Raw genomic sequence first — 20,437 nt, forward strand, 5'->3', positions numbered from 1 at the left:
AACCGGCACCCGAGGATGCACCGCGGTCCGAGGCGGACCCGCCGGAAACCCAGGACGAGGAGAGGGGGGAGCCACACTCCCGTACCGGCGCGCACCGTCTCCTGGCCCAGAGCGCTGAGACAGGTACCCGAGGCGGACCCGCCGGAAACCCAGGACGAGGAGAGGGGGGAGCCACACTCCCGTACCGGCGCGCACCGTCTCCTGGCCCAGAGCGCTGAGACAGGTACGCGCCTGGCTCACCCCCTCGATCACGCTCCAACGCTGGTGGCAGGCCTGGTCTAACGCGCCACCACCCCCGCAACTACAAGCACTGATAGAAGCCGTCACCGCGGGCCACGGCATACACCTCTACCTCCCGAGTTAACAAACTACCGCTAGAAGCAACTCAGCGCCCTACGCATCCGCATGGCGATGAACTACTCCTCTCACCAGGGCCTCATGGGCGATGGGGATGGGCGATGGGGATGGAGATGACCTACTGGTCGGGCGCCGCGCGGCGGACATGCTGGGCGAAACCGAGGGCGAGGTTGTCTTCGTCGGCGAGTTCGTGTTCGGCGTAGGTGCAACTCCACGCGGCGTGGCCGGTGTAGACGGGGTTACCGAGGATCGATTGCACTGTGGGGATCTGCCAGGCGGTCCCGGGCCGGTGCCGACTGCGGGCCGGGTCGGCGGCCGACGGGCACGGGATCGCGGCGTCGTCGAAGTCGATGACGTGAACGCCCCGGCCATTCCTCAGGTAGTTGGCCAGGTTGCCGTCGTACAGCGCGAATACCGGAGAGGGCCGACCGATTCAGGCAGTGCATTCGGCCTAGCCGGAGCCGACGAACGCCGCGACCGCGTCGAAGGCGTCGAAGGTGTCGTGGACGACGGGTGTCTCGGCGGTCGTGGGTGCCGGGCAGGCCGCGTACATCTTCTTGAGCAGTTCCACGATGCTGGCCGGGGTGTCTTGAGGATCTGCCGCGTCCAGGGCGCTGGCGGGAACGCAGTGATGCAGACGAGAGGATGCAGACGAGAGCCACAGCCGGCGCATCGAGCTGTTCCGGCGTTGACTTCTGGTGGCTGAGCGGGCTCTCTTCGCATACGCCTCGTCACGATCACCGGCGGGTCTGTACCCAGCTGCGCGTCGATCGGGTCGGGGCCGAGCACCGGGTGTGAACTGATGAGGCGACATCGGGCCCCGCCACTCACGAAATTGCCGGGACAGGTGGCGCCGGCCCGAGCCGCGCGGACCCGCGCCCCGGTGAGGTCTGCTCGACGGGCCTGGCCGTTTGGCGCACGGCTGTCTCCTGGCACACCGAGCTGGCCGCGGATTTGACCGTGCTCGAAGTCGGTGCGGCGACGCGTGGGTTCGCGGGTGTTTCGAGGAGCAGCTCGGCGCGCATCGCCTGTGCTCACCTTGGCCCGGGCACCTACGCCGACGGCCGTTCGGGCAGCGGGGTCCCTGCTGCCCGAACGGCCGCTCGAGGTTAGGAGGCGGGTGTGCCCATGGCGATGAAGTTGGCGATGTGGACGCCGGTGTTGGCGGAGTCCGAGGTCATGTTGACGCGCAGGTAGCGTGCTGTGACGCTGACCGGGTAGCTGTCGCCGGCGCTGGTGGCGACGTTGTCGTTGCTCTTGGTGGCGATGGTCGTCCAGGTGCTGCCGTCGGTGCTGGCCTGGATGTTGTACTGGTAGTAGCGCACACCGTCGACGTAGTTGGTGATGGTGACGTCGTCGATGTTGTAGTTGCTTCCGAGGTCGACCTGCCACCACTGGGGTGCCGGGTCGGCGCCCCAATAGCTGTTGTTGCTCGGGTCGTCGTCCACGGCCAGGTTCGGGGTGTTCGCACCCTGCGAGCTCTCGGCGGTCGCGGGCTTGTTGAACGCGACGTCCGTGTCCGCGCTGGCCACCGGTGTGCCGAAGGCCTTGAAGTCGGTGATGTGGACGCCGGTGTTGGCGGAGTCGTAGGTCATGTTGACGCGCAGGTAGCGTGCTGTGACGCTGACCGGGTAGCTGTCGCCGGCGCTGGTGGCGACGTTGTCGTTGCTCTTGGTGGCGATGGTCGTCCAGGTGCTGCCGTCGGTGCTGGCCTGGATATTGTACTGGTAGTAGCGGGTGCCGTCGACGTAGTTGGTGATGGCGACGTCGTTGAGGGTGTAGTCACCGAGCAGGTCGACCTGCCACCACTGCGGTGCCGGGTCCGCGCCCCAGTAGCTGCTGTCGCTCGGGTCGTTGTCCACGGCCAGGTTCGGGGTGTTCGCACCCTGCGAGCTCTCCGCGGTCGCCGGCTTGCCGAGTGCCACGTCCGGGGTCGGGGCGGCGCCGACGGAGGTGAAGGTCAGTTCCTGCTCGGCCGCGGAGCGCGCTGCGCCGACGGAGCCGGAGATGGTGTCGGTCCAGCTGCGGGTGGGTGTGGTCTCGGCCAGGGGCGTGGAGTTGTCGTCCGACAGGCCCAGGACCAGGCCGCTGTAGCGGTTGACGAGCCGGTAGGAGCCGAGCGGGTTGCCGTTGGAGTCCGTGGTCGGCACGAAGAACCACTGCTGGCCGACGTCGGCGGAGTTGGCGGTGGTGGCGGTCGGCTGGGTTCCCCAGGCGCGGGTGGCCGTGCTGGTGGAGGCGACGCCGAGGGCGTTCCCGGTGCCGGCGTTGGTGATCTGGTAGGAGCCGTCGCCCAGGGAGGTGAACACCCAGTCCTCGGCCGACGAGCCGGTGGGGGCGGTCTCCGAGGTGGTCTGCGAGGTTCCGGAGACCTGGGTAAGGGTGTTTCCGGCGCCGCTGGTGATGCGGTAGGCGTCGGAGAGGTTGACCGGTGCGGCCGCGGGCGTGGTGGAGGCGAGCGTCATGTCGCGGTACTCGGAGGGACCGGCGGTGGAACTGCTCGAGGTACCCGTCGCGCTGCAGCCGTAGTCGCAGTAGCTGCGGAAGGTCTTGCCGACGATCGTGCCGGTGCTGAGGTTCCCGGTGTCGACGAACCAGTGGTACCAGTAGTCCTGGTACAGGGTGGAGCCGGTGTCGGCGACCTCGGTCCACTTCTGGGTGGCGAGGTTGTCGGTGACGAAGAGCTGTTCCGGATGCGCGGTGACGGTGCTGGTGTTCTCGGGGTTGGCCCCGGCGATGTAGAGCCCGAGGTAGGCGTCGTAGGCGATGTTCATGTAGAGCAGCGGCGACTGGGCCGGGATGGTGCCGGCGGCCAGCTGGGCGCTGACGCAGCCGGTGTTGGCCGGGTTGTACTCGCTGCCGACCGGGTCGTAGCCGTTCGCGTTGGACGCGTCGACGGGCACGATGGTGCTCTCCTGCCCGCCGATACCCGGCTGCGACCACGAGCCGTTGTACCACTTCTGCCATGAGCCGGTTGCCATCTTGCCCGAGATCGGGGCGCGGGCGACGCGCTCGAGCCGCTGGATCGCGCCGGCGCAGCCGGGCTTGTCGATCACGCTGGAGGCGTAGTAGACGTAGAAGTACCCTGACGCCGGGTCGACGAACAGGCGCGGGTCGCCGTCTCCGTAGTAATAGGTCTGGTTCGGGAACGCCGTGGTGTCACCCCGGGTCGTGCTGTACGGGGAGGTGAGCGCGTGGCCCTCGATGGTCCAGCTCGCGCCCTGGTTGGTCGACTCGGCGTAGTCGATCGAGTCGTAGTGCATGCCGTCGCCGAACGGCGACGGGGTGAACTCGTCGTGCACGAGCCCGTACCAGTTGCCGGTGTCCGGGTCGACCCAGGTGCCGATCAGGTCGCAGTAGTTCGCCTCGGCGTAGCTGGATCCTGAGGGAGCGTCGGTCGCCTCCAGGCCGGTGGGGCTGTCGTTGCACAGCGCGGTGGTGTTGTCGTTGTCGGTGTCGAGGGTGGAGTCGGCGGAGGCGTTGTCGAAGTTCGTGCCCGTGTCGAAACCCCAGGCCCTGGTGTCACTGGCCCCGTAGTCCGAGACCGACTGCTGGGTGTAGAACGTCCCGTCCTTGTCGATGAAGGGGCTCGACGGGGAGTCGGAGGCGTAGCCGTTCGGGCCCGCGGGGCCCACCGTGAGCGTGTAGGTGGTGCCGGGCGGCAGCGGAACGGTCGCTGACGCGGTGCCGGGCACCAACACGCCGGCCGCGAGGGCGGCGAGCGCCACCAGGACTGTGTTGCGGGATCGGGGCACTGCAAGTCCTCCTAGAGGGATGTGCCGTGGGATGCGAGCCCTGAGGTGCGGCCCGCGACGCGGTGCGCGGCGGACTGCTCCACCGCGGCCGGTGAGCGGTCCGTCGCGCGTGACCCGGCAGGTGCGCGGGGGGAAGGGGGCCGATACTCGGAGGTTGCCGGGCTCGGACCGGGAACCAAATTTTGTACCTCAGTTATGTAACTGAGGGAAGTAAATGGGCGCCGCCCCTGGCCGTCAAGAAGAGCCCCGGCGCCGTTATCGAACCGTGTCCGGAGGCGGTCTCGTGACCCGCCTACAGCAGCGGGCGGGCCCGGCGACCATCGGTCGCCGGGCCCGCCCGCGCGCGGACTACGCCGTCACCACCCGCGGATCACGGCGGGGGTCAGCGCGGTGTTGCTGTCGAGCGAGGTCATGCGCTGGTCGACGGTGTCCAGAGCCAGCCGCAGCGCGCCGAGGGCGACCGCGTCGTCCCCGAGTTCGGAGGCCTGCACCTGTGGGGTGTGCAGGCAGGTCGCGGCCAGTTCGGCCGTGAGCCGGGGCACCAGCAGGTCGGCCGCGTAGGCGAAGCCGCCGCCCAGGACCACCAGGTCGGGATCGATGGTGAGCACCATGGCGGTGACGCCGCGCGCGACGTCGGCCACGAACCGGTCCACGGCCGCGAGCGCGTCCGGATCCGCGTCGCGGGCCGCCTGGAACACCTGCCGGGCCGCGTCGGCGCGGTCCGCGACCGGGCCGACGCCGACAGCGGCCGCGGCCAGGCGCTCGGCCGCGTCATGCCAGCCGATCTCGCGCAGTGCGCCGATCTCGCCGGCCGCGCCGGCGGCGCCGCGGTGCAGCTGCCCGCCGATGACCAGCCCGGTACCCAGGCGCACGCCGGCCAGGACGTAGATCATCGTCTGGGCCCGGTGGCCGCGCCATCGTTCGGCCAGGGCTGCCAGGTTGGCGTCGTTCGCCACCTCGACGCCGCAGCGGAGCAGGGCGCCGAGCGCCTTTCCCGGGTTCAGGCCGGCCCAGCCCGGTAGCAGGGCGGAGGCCGTGACCGTGCCGTCCGGGCCCACGACGCCGCTGGCGCCCATGGCCGCGGCCCACACGTCCTGCGGCTCAAGGCCTGCACCGGTGAGTGCCGCGCGCAGGGTCCGTTCCACGGAGGCGAGCCGGCGCTCCGCGTCGTCGGCGGGCGAGACCTCGGTGCGATGGCTCCCGACGATCGTGGCGTCCAGGTCGGCGACGAACACCTGCACCTGGTGTGCGCCCACGTCGAGTCCGACCACGTGCCCGGCCTCGGCTCGGAAGCGGTATCTGCGGGCCGGACGGCCCACCGCCCGTCTGCCGCCCGACCCGTCGTCGGCTTCCGTCTCGACGAGCCAGCCGTGGGTGTGCAGTATCTCGGCGACCACCTGCGTCGTGCGCCAGGACAGCCCCGTGGTGTCGGAGATCTCCCGCAGCGGCCGCGGTGCGCGGCCGCGCACCGCGGCCAGCACCGACAGTTCGTTGACACGGCGCAGCAGCGTCTGATCACGGGCAGAGCTTGGAAACGATTCGGTCACGGCGTGGGCGCTCCTCTTGACGGCGGGGATGACCGATCCATTTAATTCCCCCAGTTGCATATCTCAGGTAATAAATTAGCAGCAGGTCAGGAAGGGTTCAACCATGGGATCCGCAGATCGTCACGGCACCAGTCTGGCGGTAATCGGGGCCGGAGTGCGGGGGCTCGGCTACGCGCGTCGGGCCGTGGCACAGGGCGCGCGCATCGCCGCGGTCGCCGAGCCGCGACGCGAGGCCCGAGAAGACTTCGCGGCGGAGTTCCAGATAGCTCCCGAGCTGGTGTTCGAGGACGCGAAGGACCTGCTGGCCGGTGACCGCGTCGCGGACGCCGTGGTCATCTCCTCGCCCGACGACTGCCACGCCGAACAGGCCGTTCTGGCGGCGCAGCGCGGTTACCCGATGCTGCTCGAGAAGCCCATGGCACTGAGCGAGCAGGACTGCGCGCGGATCGTGGACGCGGTGGAGCGGGCCGGGGTGGTCTTCGCCGTCGGCCACGTCCTGCGCTACACGCCCTACACGCGGGTGATCAAGGAACTGCTCGAGGCCGGCCGCATCGGCACCATCGTCAGCGTCGAACACCTCGAGCCCGTCGGCTGGTGGCACCACGCGCACTCGTATGTCCGGGGCAACTGGCGCCGCGAGGACGAGTCGGGGCCGATGCTGCTCACCAAGTCCTGTCACGACATCGATTGGTTGATGTACATTGTCGGCGAGTCTCCCGCCCGGGTCTCCTCATTCGGCTCGCTGAGCCACTTCGCCCCAGCTCACAAGCCTGAGGAGGCAACAGACCGGTGTGTGACGTGCCCGGTGGAGCGCTCGTGTGCGTTCTCCGCGAAGCGGCTCTACCTCGACTGCCTCGGCGATCCGCTCCGCGAGTACTGGCCGCTGTCGATGGTGACCCGCGACCTGTCCGAGGCGGGGGTCCTCGCGGCACTGGAGCAGAGCCCGTACGGCCGCTGTGTCTACTCCTGCGACAACGACGTGGTCGACCACCAGGTCGTCAGCCTGGAATTCCCCAGTGGGACCACGGCCTCGTTCACGATGACCGCGTTCACCCCGCTCGTGCACCGCAAGACGCGGATCTTCGGCACCCGAGGCTGCCTGGAGGGCGACGGTGAGTACGTGCGCCTGCACGACTTCGTGACCGATCAGACCGAGGAGCACCGCATCTCCGACCGCTTCGCGGGCGCCTCGGCGGCCGACGGTCACGGCGGCGGCGACGACGCGCTCGTGGCGGCCTTCCTGAGCGCGGTCGCCAGCGGCGACACGAGCCCCCTGATCTCCGACGCCCGCACCAGCCTGGCCGGACACCGCGTGGTCTGGGCCGCCGAGAGCGCCCGGCGCAGCGCGACCGTGGTCACCCTCGACGCCTGACGAGCATCCGGCGCGCGGCCCGCGTGGGCGCACGGCCGCGCGCACCCCTACCGGCACCGGGCTCCAGTGCCGCTTCCCGCACCGCCACCTCAAGGAGAACGACGATGTCCTTCGCTCATGGCACCACCACCGCCACCACCCGCAGAACAGTCCTGGTCCGTTCAGCGACCATTGCCGCGATGGCGGCCCCGGTCACCGGTCTGCTCTCCGCCTGCGCCGGCGGCACCGGCAGTACGAGCGCGGCCCCCACCGGCCCGAAGAGCGCCGACAACCCGTTCGGCGTCGAACCGACGGCTTCGCTGGACGTCTACTTCTTCGAAGGCGGCCTCGGCAGCAGCTTCGCCAAGGCCTTCGAAGCGATGTACCAGAAGAAGTACCCGTCCGCGAAGATCTCCGCCGACGGCGGCCAGAACGTCACCGGCGACCTCCAGCCCCGCTTCAACGCCGGCTCGCCGCCCGACTTCATCTTCGACGACGGCGCCCAGAAGCTCGAACTCAACGTGCTCTACACGAACGGGCAGCTGACCAACCTCGACGCCCTGCTCGACGCCCCCTCGATCGACGACCCGTCGCAGACGGTCCGCGACACGCTGGTCCCCGGAACCGTCCAGGCCGGCCTGATCGGTACGAGCATGTACTCGCTCAACTACGCCCTCACCGTGTACGGCGTCTGGTACTCCAAGACGCTGTTCGCGAAGCACGGCTGGACGGTCCCGCAGACCTGGGACGAGTTCACGGCCCTGTGCCAGACCATCAAGGCCGCCGGCATATCCCCGTGGGCGCACCAGGGCAAGTACCCGTTCTACATGATGGTGCCGCTCATGGACATGGTCGCCAAGGCCGGCGGCGAGGACATCATGAAGAAGATCGACAACCTCAAGCCGAACGCCTGGCACGAGGAGGCCGTCGTCCAGTCCGTCGAGGCGATCTACTCGCTCGTGTCCAACGGTTACATGCTCCCGGGCACCGAAGGCCTGACCAACATCCAGGCGGAGACGGCCTGGACCCAGGGCAAGGCGGCGTTCGTCCCCTGCGGCTCCTGGCTGGAGCAGGAGATGGACGGGATCACCCCGGCCGGATTCGACATGGCCGTCATGCCGATGCCGCAGGTCGCCGGGGACGCGATGCCCGCCACCTCCGTGCGGGCCGTCGCGGCCGAGGCGTTCATCGTCCCGGCCAAGGCCGAGAACCCCGCCGGCGGCCTCGAGTTCATGCGGATCATGTGCTCGAAGGCCGGCGGCGCCGCCTTCGCGCTGGACGCCAAGTCGCTGCCGGTGGTGCGCGGCGCGATCACCCCGGAGGTCGCGGCGGCGATGACGCCGGGCACCAAGTCCTCCAGCGACCTGATCGCCGCGGCCGGCGACAATGTCATCACCTGGAACTACGCGAACTGGTACCCGCAGATGGAGACCGATCTGGAGAACGCGATGGGCGACCTGATGGCGGGTCGGATCAAGCCGGCCGACTTCATCACGCAGGCGCAGGCGGCCGCGGACAAGACCGCCGCCGACTCCTCCATCCAGAAGTACACCCGCACCTGAGCCACGCCACGGCCCGGGACGCGCCCCACGCGGGCGCGTTCCCGGCCGCCCGGCCCATCTGCCCCAAGCGTCCTATCGGGAGCGCCCGCCCATGCGACTGAGCAAGAACCTCCGGAAGAACCTGTTCGTCACAGCCTTCCTCACCTGTCCGATCGCCCTGTACGCGCTGTTCGTCCTGTGGCCCTACCTCGAGACCTTCGGCTACTCGCTGACGAACTGGTCCGGACTGACGCCGCCGACCAAGTTCGTGGGCCTGCAGAACTACACGGAGCTGTTCGGCGACAGCGTGTTCCGTTCCGCGCTCTGGCACAACCTACTGATGCTGATCGTGCTCCCGCCGGTCACCATCGCGCTGGCCCTGTTCTTCGCCTTCATGCTCAACGCGGGCGGGCGCGCCGGAGCCGCCGGGATTCGCGGCGTACGCGGCGCGGCCTTCTACCGCATCGTCTTCTTCCTGCCCCAGGTCCTGTCCGTCGCCATCCTCATCATCATCTTCCAGGAGGCGTACCGCTCGGACTCCGCGGGACTGCTCAACGGCATCGCCGTCAAACTGGGCCTGACCGACGCGGCCCACCCGCTCGGCTGGCTCGCGAATCCGAACGCCGTCCTGTGGTGCATCCTGGCGATCCTGATCTGGCAGTGGGTCGGCTTCTACATGGTGCTGTTCTCCGCCGCGATGCAGTCGATCCCCAAGGAGATCTTCGAAGCCGCCCTGCTCGACGGCGCCAAACGCGGCCAGACCTTCCTGCGGCTGACCATCCCGCTGCTGTGGGACTCCGTCCAGACCGCCTGGGTCTACCTCTCGATCGCCGCGATGGACGGCTTCGCCCTGGTCGCCAACCTCACTCAGGGCTCGAGCTACGGAGGCGGCCCCGACTACCACAGCGAGGTCCTCGCGACCTACCTGATGCGCAACTTCCTGACCTTCGGCAAGGCGGGCTATGCCTGCGCCATGGGCGTGGTCATCTTCGCCATCACCCTCCTGCTCTCGTTCGTCATGCTCCGCTTCACCCGGCGCGACAGCGTCGAGTACTGACAAAGGACCCCCACCATGACCACCAAGACCGAGGCCCTGTCCGGGACACGGGCGCGCGAGGAGAGTACCGACCGGCGCCTGCGGAGGTTCGGACAGGACGGCCAGGTCCTCAACGCCTTCTCCCACGGCTTCCTCGCCCTCTGGGCCTTCATGATCATATTTCCGCTGCTGTGGGTCGTCCTCGGCTCGTTCAAGACCAACGCACAGATCGGCGACAGCGCCTGGGCCTGGCCGGCGCACTGGTCCTTCGACGCGTTCGCCCGGGCCTGGTCCAAGGGAATCGGCGGCTACTTCGCCAATACCTTGATCGTCATGGCCATGTCCGTCACCGGCACCATGCTCTTCGGCGCGATGGCCGCCTACGTGCTGGCCCGCTACAAGTTCCGCGGCAACCGCGTCATCTACTACGGCTTCGTCGCCGGCGCGATGTTCCCGGTCTACCTGGCCCTGGTGCCGCTGTTCTTCCAGGTCAACAACTTCCACATGCTCAACACCTACACGGGCCTCGCGCTGGTCTACATCGCCTTCTCGCTGCCGTTCACCGTTTTCTTCTTGTACGCCTTCTTCCGGACCCTGCCCACGGCGGTGCACGAGGCGGCCTTCGTCGACGGCTGCTCGCACACGCGGGCGTTCTTCCAGATCATGCTGCCCATGGCCAAGCCCGGGCTGATCTCCGTCGGCATCTTCAACGTCCTCGGGCAATGGAACCAGTACCTCCTGCCCGTCGTCCTGATGCAGCGCCAGCGCGGGGACACCGAAGCGCACCAGATGCTGACCCAGGGCCTGGTGAACCTGCTCGCCGCCCAGGGCTACGCCGGAGACTTCCCCGCCCTGTTCGCCGGGATGACCATCGCGATGCTGCCCGTGGTGGCCGTGTACCTCTCCTTCCAGCGGCAGGTCCAGGCAGGCCTGACCGCCGGAACCCTGAAGTAGCCGGTCCCCCGGCCTGCCGTGGGAGCGGGATGGGTGACGCCGCCGGGCGTGGCCACCGGCGAACCGAGAGGACGCTGAGGGCGTTGCGCGTCGCGGCGGATTTCAGGGTATTGCCTTGTCGGGCGCCTGGTTCCATCCTGCTGGAGCGTCGGTGTCACATGGGGCTGCTCATCGCTCGGGCGAACGTTGGATGAAGTTGCCGAGCGCGGCGTACGTCGGTCAGAGGTGTACGTCGGTCAGAGGTGTACGTCGGGCAGAGGTGTACGTCGGTCAGAGGCGTCCTTGGGCTTCGGCTCGTCCGACGTGCGCGAACCGCTCGCGCACCCCTGTCGTCACAAGCCTCGCCCAGCGGCGTGCGCCGGGCCCGGCTTGCTCCCAGGCCTTGAGTTTCTCCGATTTCGCGCCGATGTGGTGGCTCTCCGGGCCCCGGAAGAACCCGGTGCACCTGGCCGCACCGCATGGCAAAGGCCACAAAGGGCGGCAGTGTGTGAAGGATCGTGCGGACTGCATGCTGCCACGTGGTGAATGGTCCCGAGCATGCGGTGGGACCGGTCCCGGGCGGGTCCGGTCAGCCGAGGTCGGGGTCTGTCGCCCGGGATCCCGTCGACTGGGTTTCCACCGTCCGGCGGCCCAGCGGAAGGAGGTACTGCAGGGGGTGGTCCAGGTCGTCTAGGCCGAACAGCTCGTGGGCGAGGTCGTCGTGGAAGCCGCCCAGTGTGGTGCCGGCCAGGCCTAGGGCGGTGGCGGTGAGCAGCAGCGTCTGGGCGAGATGCCCGGCCTCCAGCAGGCCCAGGCGCAGCGCCCGCAGGCCGTAGCGGCGGCGCAGCAGGTCGAGGTCCACGTAGAGGCCGATCAGGACGGGGCTGCCGTCGATGCCGATCCAATCGGGGTCGTTCGGGGAGCGGGAGAAATATGTGGAGAGCGGTTTGATCTCCGCGATCGATGGTGCCGGGCCGACCTTGGCCAGGGAACGGCGGTGCGGAAGGCATTCGTACGTGCCCGCATTCAAGCCGTCGACATCGAGGACGAGCAGCCGCAATCGGGCGCTGTAGAGCGCGCCCGCGCTCGGGTAGGGCCGGTGGCTGGAGGCGCGGACCGTACCGTCGGGCAGCTGTCGTTCGGAGCGGTGGCTCTCAGAGTGCGCGGTCCACAGCAGCGCACCGAGTTGGGCCGCGGCCAGCGGGCCGGTGAGCGGCCCGCGCGCGGAGGTTCGGCCGGTCAGCGCGGCCGCTAAGGAAATCTCGGGCAGCGGCCCGGCGGGCAGGGCGGTCTCTGCCAGTGTCACAGAGCCGTTACCCACGGTCAGTGCGGTGGCGGGAGACGGCGTCGGCAGGGACCGTACCGCGCTGTCCACGTTCCGCCCTAGCTGGAACTTGCTGCGTTCCAGGTACTGGCGGTCCGGCGCACGGTGTCCGGCCGGGAAGAAGGAAGGCGGCTCGCCCGCGTCCAGCAGGGTCCGGGCAGCGAGGCGGCAGACGGCGCGCTCCTCGTCGGGGGTGATTCCAAGGCGATTGAGCAGCATGTGCAGTTGGGATCCCCAGACCCACGACAGCGCTGCCTCGGTTCCGGCGCCGGTCTCGCTCGGGGCATCAGCTGTCGAAGGCCGGACCTCGCGCAGCCTCTTGTCGGCGGAGCGGACCTGCTCCACCCAGTCGCTCAGCCAGGGCGCGACAGTACCCTGTTCCAGGCTCTCCCGCAGCGCCCGGTCCCGACGCACCAGCGCATCGTGCTGCAGCGCGAAGACCGAGTTGACCTTGGAGTGCACCACCTCGCCCGGCAGCAGGGCGACTTCGGCGGCCCAGCGCCAGCCGGAGGCGTGCCGTCGCAGCCATTGGGCCGCGGTCAGCCGATCCAGGCCCAGGGCAGAGGCAGTGGCGTTCGCGAAGTCGCTTGCCAGCGTCAGCCTTGCGCCACCGGTCGCCAGCTGGCGCAGTGCCTGGACGGCGACGCGGGAAGAGCCGGCGAAGAGCTCCTCGGCGATGGGCAGGGCGAGAGTACCTCCGTAGCGTCCGGTCTCCGGAACGTACGCCGCCGCAAGCACTTCGGCATGCCGCGACGGCCACGGACCGTCGACAGCGGTTCTCGCCGCGGCCAGCCGGGACAGGTCCGCCGGGAGCCCGGCGGTGGCCGCACCCAGGCCGCGCACCCGGACCCGTACGTGCGGACCACCCTCGCCATAGCGGATGAAGAACCATGCGGAGCCCTCCCGCCCGGCGGCCAACCCGTCCAGTACCGGCGCGAGGTCCTCGGTCAGGAAGGCGTCTGCTTCCGCGATACCGGTATGCAAGAACACATGGAAGCTCTGCCAGTCGCCCACGTCGTCGGTGTCCGGGCTGTCCGTTGTGCGGCCATAGGTATCAGGGCTGTGCGTCACGGGGAGTCCTCAGGGGAACGGGTGCGGGTGGATGGTCAACTCCTCGTAGTGCAAGGCACGTTCGGTTCGGCCCAGCCGGTGCGGGACCTCCAGCAATCGGGGCAGCCCCCGGGTGCGGTGGTTGACGTGCCCGAAGGTCATCGGCAGCGATCCCGGCACGATGACCTTCGCGCAGTGCAGGCCGAGCCGGTCGCGCACGCCGCGTTCGTCCTGGAGGACCGCGATCACTTCGAGGCCCTCGCCGGCCAGCCGGCGCACGGTCTCGGTCAGCAGCTCGGTCAGATCGGCCACCGGCTTCGGCGCCCCCGGCCAGGCCGCGCGCCAGTCGAGCTCGGGGGAATCGGAAACGAGAACGTCTACTCTGCCCTGGGTCTCCGGGAGCGAGCCCAGGCCGACATGGTCATCGAGCGAGACCACGAGTTCGGGCTGCTCCAGCATCGGGCGCAGGTGTTCGAGGGCTCGGGGCCGCTCGGGCGCGAGTGCCCGCTGCGCGGACTCGTGGACGTTGACCACTACTTCGGCCAGTGCCGAGCGAATGGCGGTGCGCGGGTCGTGGTGCGCCCCGGCGGCCAGGAACGCCCGGGGAGCGGCCGGGTCATCACCCCGGTATCGGCAGACGGCGAGCACCGCGGGGATGGCGAAGTCGTTGGTGGCGTCCAGCAGAATGACCTCGTACCGAAGCAGCGCGGCCCGGTCGACGAGTTGGACGGCCTCGAGGTCGTCATCGGGCACTGCGACCCGGCGCAGCGGGGTGGCCGCGTACCAGGCCATCAGGAACGCGTCGCGCTCCGCGGCCTCGAACAGGCCGTAAAGGGCGGCCTCCTGGGGGCTGTTGCCCAGAGCGCAGCCGTTGGAGGACTCGTAGACGACGCGCGGGCCGGCCCCCGGAACGTCCCAGTAGGCGACATGCTCGGGGACCGCGATGGTCCGTCCATGGGTCAGCGACCAGCCGTGGACCCAGGCGAGTTCGAGCTCTGGGGTGTACGGCACGGTGCGCGATGCGGGATGTCCATGGTAGGCGGGATCCGGCAGGCCCAGCCGGGCCGGGTCCACGGCGCGCTCGGCGCCCAGCGTGGCGAACGAGGCCCGCAGCACGGTGCGCCGGCCGATCGGGCTCATCCCGGAAAGCCGTTCGACGCCCTCGAACAGGGCCACCCGTTCGCTGCGCTCGAAGTCGGTGGACCGGCCGTAGCCGCCGTCCTGCACCACTCGGCCGTCGGTGACGTAAGCGCTGCAGAGGCTGAAGACCGAGTGCTCGGACCGGCTCAGCCGGCGGACTGGACCGAAACGCTCGTCATGCAGGAAGGCGCGCAGGTCCGCTCGGTCCGTGCGCGGGTTGGCCCCCCGCAGCACGGTCGGATCGGGCAGCGGGCGCGCTGCCGCGGGGATCGCAGCCGTCTGCTCGGTGTCCGGCGGGAGCGGGTGGCAGACCACGCAGCCGCCGACCGGTCGGACTCGGTGGCCGGACCAGGTGGCCCGGCCGTTGTGCACGATCCACACGGTGGAACCGAGGTCGGGTTCGGGCTCTGCCGCAGACGGCTCTTCGGCCAGCAGTTCCATGGCGAGTGCGCCGATCGCCTCCGCCAGGGCGGGTGAGGGCAGCCCGGCCAGGGCCAGGGTCGGGCGCCGCCACGGGACCCGGCCTCCGGCAGTGGCAAGCCGCTGATACTCCGTGCAGCTCAGGCAGGCGGCCGCGCCGGAACGCAGGACCGGGCCGACGATGGTCAGCGCCCCGTCCGAGCGCACCGGCACGTGCACCACCGGGTGGCTGAGCGCATGGCGGCTCAGCTCCTCGGCCAGGCCGAGCGTCCACTGCTCCAGCAGTACGACGGCGGTGCCGCCGGTGGAGGCGAGGGCGGCGGCCGCGTCCAGTACCGGGACGTGCGGTGCGAGGCCGGCCAGAACGGACGGGCTTTTTTTTGGCCCGTGGGCGGTGGGTACGGTCATCGGCGGCCTCCGTCGGTGCACAGCACGGCGAACCCGCAGCCATGGAGTCCGGCCGCTACTGCGCGGGCGTCCGCGTGGACCGGCTCCCAGGGCCGGATGCGCAATCCGGTCTGCCTGCGCAGAGCGGTCTGGAACGCCGGTTCCCGGGCTGCGACGCCGGCCAGCCACCTGGTGGTCCAGCCATCGTCCTCCCACCCGGCGTACTGCGCCTTGGCCGCGGTGATCGGGGCGCAGGCGCCGCTGGGCCAGCTGATCCGATGGTCTGTCGCACTCTGAGCCGAAGCGTGAAGTTGCACGGTCGCCGCGAGCGCGGCGAAGGCGGCGGCATCACCCGCAGTTGCTTCCACGGCCTGTCCCAGCAGCGCACCTGAATCGTCCCGGACCGCGGCGTGGAACACGTCCTCGTCCGGAGCGGTCCGGGCCACGCTCAGCCTGGCCCGGGCACCGAGCCGCTCGGTGAGAGTGGTCCACCAGTGGCGCGCCTGCGGATGGGCGAGCCATTCCTGCGCCGGCGATCCGGTGTCGGCTTGCGGCAATCCGGCGTCGGCTTGCGCCAGTGCGTGCCCGGCAGCGCGACGCAGCGCTCGGCCCCAGGCATGGCCGGGGTCCACGCCGACGGCCACCTCGGGCCCGGCGCCGGAGTCCGAACTCAACCCTCGTACGGCCAAACGCAGTTCGGCCGCCCGGCAGATCGCGTCGAGTCGGGCCAGATCGAGCCGCGCCGCGCCCGCGACCAGGATCCCGCCCGGCACCGGACAGGACGCCAATGCCGCCGGCAACTGCGGCAGTGCGCCCGGCAGCGGCGGGGCGAGCGGCCCGATCATGTCGTCGCCCAGGGCCGCGATCCGCCGCAGCGCCTCGCCCAGGGTGTCCGGCGGGGCGATCACCGCCGCACGATCCGGGTCCAGCAGGTCGGGACCGAGCCAGGAGTGGTATCCGGCCTGAGCGGGCCGGTCGGTGATGATCAGGACCGCCGGACGGTCCGGAAGGATTCGCTGGTCGTCACCCTCGTCCGCCGGGTCGGGCAACCCGGCGATCGCACAGAGCAGGCGCTGCGCGGCGGCCCCGGCGACCATGGCCGTTTGCGCGGCCGAACCGCCGCCGCTCCAGCCCGGCGCCGACGTCAAGCCGAGCCGGGCCGTCAGCTCCGCCGCGTCCGCGCGCACCTGCTCCGGACTGCCGGGCGCGGTGACGAACGCGGTACCGCCGGCCAGCCCGGCGGCGACGGCCAGTACCGAGGCGACCAGAACGATCCGGCCGGGATCGGTGACGGCGTCGGACGCAACGGACAACGGCGACGCACCGCAACGCCGCAGCGCCCGCCCGGCGGCCTGTGCCAACGCGCTCCCTGGGTCGGAGGCGAGCACCTGCGGCCGGAGCGCCGCGATGGCCGCCGCCGCCGCGTCGGGCTGGTCGGCGACCGCCCGCAGCCAGCGCGAGGCGGCGGCCGGGTCGTGCGCCGCAGCCGACCGCTCGACCAGCAGGTCATGCGCGTGCAACTGGGCGACGAGTGTGCCGAGCGCCTTGCGTAAGGCGGAGTCGGCGGGTGCCTGCCGCAGCAGCGCCGCATGGTCGCCGGTGCGCAGCGCCTGCTCCAGCATCCGCCACAGCGCAGGCAGCGCCCGGCTGCCCTCCAAAGTGACGCTCGACCGCCGACCGCGCAGGTGGATACCCTCACGCAGTGCGCTGACACCGATCAGGGGCCGCAATTCCCAGCCCGACAGGGCGGCGACATCATCGGACTGCGCGTCCACCTCCGCGCGGACGGTCTCGGCCGTCATGAGGCCCGCTCCACGGCGTCCACGACCGCGGTCATCTCGGTGCGCCAGTCGTGGCCGGTGACCAACGGCACTGTCTGGACTACCAAGTGGGCCGCCAGATAGCGCTCAAGCGGCCTGAGGTCGCAGACCGCGAAGAGGCGATACAGGGCATTGGTACAGGATCGGTAGATCACATATTCGGGGCGGCTCCACATCGTCCCCTCCGGGTCGGCACGGCCGAGCAACCGGTGGAAGTCGCTGAACCGGGTGCGCTGCTCCCTGTCCCAGCGCACTACCGTGTCCTTGTCCCCGGTGGCGGCGGCCCGCAGCCGGTACTCCCCCGGATCACCGGACAGGTGCGCCCCGGCGGCCAAGCGGCTCCGGGTGAGATCCCAGGCGGCACGGGACCAGTCAGCCCACTCACTCTCCCAGCCGTCGGCCCCACGCTCGGCGATTCGGCCGACCAGAGCGGTCATCGGCTCCCCGACGGCTCGCCAGTTGTTGTCAAAGGCCTGCCGAAGCCGTCCGTCCTGGTCCTCGTGGACGAGGAAGTCCTCCAGGTGCGAGACATACGAATAGTGCCCGCCGACCAGACCGCCGGGGTGTGCGCAGGCGTGCGCGGCCAGCGCGGCCACGGCCAGTCGGACCCGCGCCCGGCCCTCGTCGCCGTGCTCGCCCAGGAAGGTGGATCCCGCGCGCAGGGCGGGCAGGCCCAGGCGCAGCAGATCGTCGCGCAGAGCAGCGCTGTCCGCGCCGATCAGGGCTCGTAGTGGGGCGAGGTCGACCGGCTCGACCCGCACGGTGTTGTCGCGCAGGACGGGCTCGTAGGGCGGTGGGATCAGCTCGGCCCGGCCCGCCTGCGCCGCCTGCGCAAGCAGTTCCCCGGTGCTGAGATCACTGATCGACGGGTGCTCGCCGATCCACTCCCGGAGCGCCGCCGCGCCCCACTCGGCGGCCTCGGCCACCTGCTCGATCGGCCCGCGCAGCCGCAGGCGCAGGTGCGGGCCGTGCAGCCAGTGCCGCTCGATATGAACGCGCAGGCCCTGCGCCGCGCAGCGTTCGGCGAGCGGCAGGACCGCCTCGCGCAGCAGCGGGCCCTTGCTCGGGTGGTGGTAGTAGGCGACCACGTCCCGTGCGGCGGCGTCCGCCGGATCGGTGCCGGACGCCGGCCCGGTGGCGGGTTCGGCCACAGTCGTCTCCTGGTTGCCGGTCTCGGTCATGTCGTTCGTCCCGCACGGTAGACCTCTGTCACAAGCTCCACGGCGCAGGTGGCCTGCTCCCGCCCGCCCGGCGCGGGAAGTGCCTCCTCCAGCACCACTCCGTCCGGGTGGCGGGAGAGCCACTTGGCCAGCGAACGCAGGTGCAGCGCGTTGCCGAGGTCCACGAACTGCGGCTTCGGACGGCCCAGCCGCGCGAGGAAGTCCTCGGTCGCGTGGCCGGCTCGAGCGGGGACCGGCACCGGGTGCAGGAACACCTGCTCGGGCAACCGGAGCAGGGCGCGCCAGCGGGCCGTGGCCGCCAGCGGCAGCGGCGTCTCGGCGGTGAGGTCGGCGCGCAGCGCCTGGACCACGCCCGCGTCCAGCTGCCAGCGGCGCCGGCGCAGTACGAGGTGCCGGTAGCGCAGCCGAGGTGTGCGGATCACCCGGCCGCCCGGGGCGTCGCTCCGGTAACGCGGGACGAGGGCACGGAAATCGACCATTCCCTCGGGGTGGTCGTTGAGCAGCGCGGCGCTCCGCTGGGCCAGCATGGTCGGCGCGAGGAAGCCGTTGTAGAGCACATCGAGCAACTCGCGGGTTCCGCTCAGCCGCAGCCGCACCTGGTCGGCGGCCTCATCATGCACGAGGTCCACCTCGGCCTCTGCGATCGGAGTCCACCGGCGGTCGGGGCCGATCTCGTCCGGGACGAGGAGCGGATGGAGGTTGGCGTTGAAGCCGCCGACCGGGCGGAACTGGGCGACCCGGGCGCCCTCCCCCAGCCCTGGCCGGATCTGCCGCGCCACCTCGGCCCTGGCCCCGGACCCCAGCGCGTCCAGGAACCGGCTGGTGAACCGGCCCCAGCCGCCGTACACGTGGTTCACGCAAAGCAGGTCGCCGACGGCGCCGCGCTGGAGGAAGTACGAGTAGCTCAACGGACGGCGCACCATCCAGTCCGGCAGGCGTTCGCCGAGGCCGCGCACCAGATCCTCGGGCACCAGCACGTCGGCGTCGGCGCCCTCGGAACCGCCATCCTGCATCAACTCGACCAGAGACGCCCGCAACGCAGCGAGTTCGCGGCCCCCGGTCGGGAAGTCATCCCGGTCATCCAGGTCATTCCGGTCACCGGGGGCGAGCGCGGCGAGCCGGCCGGCTTCCTCCCAGGCCTTCGCGTACTCGGCGCCGAACTCCCAGGGGTGCTGACAGCAGCCCCCGATCCCGTAGCGCGCCACGAAGCGGTCCCGGACGATCCGCCGTAGCAGATGGCTCAGATCGAACAGTTCGGCCAATGCGGTCAGCTCGGCCAGCGCCTGACGGTCGGCGGCGCCCAGGAGCCCGTCCAGCCGGACCGGCTCCTGGGCGACCACGTCCTCGGACAGCACACTCAGCCGCGCCACGCCCGTCGGCACCGGCCGTCCGGCATCGGCCAGCACGGTGTGCCAGCGCGTCGAAAGGTCGGCCAGCAGCGCCGGGCGAAGGGCCGGCTCCGCGGCGGCGAACTGCGCGGTCAAGCAGGCGATCTGGTTAATCTGGACGGCGAGTGACGCATCCTCAGCCGAGGCATCGCCGTTCGATCCCCGCAGCCATCGGCTGAGGCATACCAGCGGTTCATCGCTCTGCGGGTCCACGGTCTCACTGGGAACCAGCAGACCCGCCTCGGTGAGCCGGTCCACAAACGCCCGGGCCGCCGCGCTGCTGTCCGTCCCGCCCGCTGTCCGCAGGGCGGGCGCCAGTACTTCCACCAACTCACCCAGCGTGGCGGGCTTTTCGCAGCACGAGTCGACAAGGGCCAGCGGCCCGCGGGCCGGCAGCGCGACCTCATCCTCCGTGGTGACCAGATAGCGCCCGCCGGCGAACACCACCCTGCTGCGCGCATAGGCCGCGACGCCGTCGGCGATCCGGGCACTGCTGGTCATCCGGTGCGGCACCCCGGCTCTGCGGCGCGCGTCGTCCAGCAGAGCTTCGGAAAGTGCCGTCACCAGCGTCCGATTGGTCTTCACTACCGAACTCAGGGCATCGACAGGCAAGGCTGCCGTCCCCCAGTCCGCGGATCCGGCCGCGGAAAGCGGTTCGCCATCCGTGGGCAGCCGCCCCCAACCGACGGCGGTGAACCACGACAGCGGACTCGTCCTGGTGCTGGCCCGAAGCACGTGGCGCAACACCCCGGGCTCCTCCTTGCGCGCCTTGCGATCGTGCGTGCCCGCACCGGCGCGTTCGACCGCCCGCAGCAGGTCGGGACTGGTGAGCGCGATCGCGCGGCGGAGCGCGGGCTCCCGGCAGAGTGCTGCCAACGCCGTGCGCTCGGCGCCGAGCGCAGCCTCCGCGGTACCGGCCAGAGCGCCGAGCAGACCGTCTCGGCGGCGACGCAAGTCCAGCCAGACGGCCAACTGCGGCACCCGATCCGGCAGGTCGCCGAGGCGGTCGAGCAGCGCGGGTCTCGGTTCGCGACCGTTGTGCAGCGCGCGACGCAGCGGCAGGACCACATCTCGGTGGAAGCTCGCGCCGTGACTGCCCTGTCCGGCGTACAGCGCGTCACAGAGTTCTGGCAGCAATGCCGTGGCCTGCGCCTCCAGCATGGCCAGCGCGGCCAGTTCGGCCCGGAACGCGGCCGCGGGCGGGCTC

12 protein-coding genes are annotated in these 20,437 nt (G+C 70.6%); 4 read left to right on the plus strand and 8 right to left on the minus strand.

Features of this window, described 5'->3' with window-relative positions; all coding sequences use genetic code 11:
• Positions 1-475: 475 nt before the first annotated feature.
• From KDL01_RS43785 to KDL01_RS26050, 3 genes are all read right to left on the minus strand, one after another.
• Positions 476-790, minus strand: a complete 315-nt coding sequence (locus KDL01_RS43785; protein WP_307846599.1) for a recombinase family protein — start codon at positions 788-790, stop codon at positions 476-478.
• A 676-nt stretch (positions 791-1,466) separates the two neighbouring features.
• Positions 1,467-4,112, minus strand: coding sequence for a galactose-binding domain-containing protein (locus KDL01_RS45450; RefSeq protein ID WP_212531243.1), 2,646 nt, complete (start codon positions 4,110-4,112; stop codon positions 1,467-1,469).
• A gap of 356 nt (positions 4,113-4,468) precedes the next feature.
• Entirely contained in the window at positions 4,469-5,659 is a 1,191-nt protein-coding gene (locus KDL01_RS26050; RefSeq protein WP_212531244.1) for an ROK family protein, read from the minus strand.
• A gap of 103 nt (positions 5,660-5,762) precedes the next feature.
• Here KDL01_RS26050 and KDL01_RS26055 point away from each other — a divergent pair, with 103 nt between their 5' ends.
• From KDL01_RS26055 to KDL01_RS26070, 4 genes are all read left to right on the plus strand, one after another.
• Complete coding sequence (locus KDL01_RS26055; protein WP_212531245.1) at positions 5,763-7,031, plus strand: Gfo/Idh/MocA family protein; 1,269 nt, start codon at positions 5,763-5,765, stop codon at positions 7,029-7,031.
• Between the two features lie 104 nt (positions 7,032-7,135).
• Positions 7,136-8,572 (plus strand): N-acetylglucosamine/diacetylchitobiose ABC transporter substrate-binding protein, encoded by a 1,437-nt coding sequence (ngcE, locus tag KDL01_RS26060; RefSeq protein WP_212531246.1) that lies wholly within the window; start codon positions 7,136-7,138, stop codon positions 8,570-8,572.
• Positions 8,573-8,663: 91 nt separating this feature from the next.
• Positions 8,664-9,608, plus strand: a complete 945-nt coding sequence (locus KDL01_RS26065; protein WP_212531247.1) for a carbohydrate ABC transporter permease — start codon at positions 8,664-8,666, stop codon at positions 9,606-9,608.
• Between the two features lie 15 nt (positions 9,609-9,623).
• On the plus strand, positions 9,624-10,541 hold the full coding sequence (locus KDL01_RS26070; RefSeq protein WP_212531248.1) for a carbohydrate ABC transporter permease: 918 nt from the start codon (positions 9,624-9,626) through the stop codon (positions 10,539-10,541).
• A gap of 568 nt (positions 10,542-11,109) precedes the next feature.
• On the opposite strand, the gene KDL01_RS45455 is transcribed toward KDL01_RS26070, so the two are convergent.
• The 5 genes from KDL01_RS45455 to KDL01_RS26095 all read right to left on the minus strand — a co-directional run.
• Positions 11,110-12,915, minus strand: a complete 1,806-nt coding sequence (locus KDL01_RS45455; protein WP_212531249.1) for a thiopeptide-type bacteriocin biosynthesis protein — start codon at positions 12,913-12,915, stop codon at positions 11,110-11,112.
• Between the two features lie 9 nt (positions 12,916-12,924).
• Positions 12,925-14,862, minus strand: coding sequence for a TOMM precursor leader peptide-binding protein (locus tag KDL01_RS26080; protein WP_212531250.1), 1,938 nt, complete (start codon positions 14,860-14,862; stop codon positions 12,925-12,927).
• Positions 14,859-16,643, minus strand: coding sequence for a hypothetical protein (locus tag KDL01_RS26085; RefSeq protein WP_212531251.1), 1,785 nt, complete (start codon positions 16,641-16,643; stop codon positions 14,859-14,861). The genes KDL01_RS26080 and KDL01_RS26085 overlap by 4 nt, the downstream gene beginning before the upstream one ends.
• Complete coding sequence (locus KDL01_RS26090; protein WP_212531252.1) at positions 16,640-17,842, minus strand: lantibiotic dehydratase C-terminal domain-containing protein; 1,203 nt, start codon at positions 17,840-17,842, stop codon at positions 16,640-16,642. Before KDL01_RS26090 ends, KDL01_RS26085 begins: the two co-directional genes overlap by 4 nt.
• A partial coding sequence (locus tag KDL01_RS26095; RefSeq protein ID WP_212531253.1) for a lantibiotic dehydratase occupies positions 17,839-20,437 on the minus strand: 2,599 nt, incomplete at its 5' end. The genes KDL01_RS26090 and KDL01_RS26095, both read right to left, overlap by 4 nt.

This window comes from Actinospica durhamensis (assembly GCF_018139695.1).
In the GTDB taxonomy this organism is placed as follows: domain Bacteria; phylum Actinomycetota; class Actinomycetes; order Streptomycetales; family Catenulisporaceae; genus Actinospica; species Actinospica durhamensis.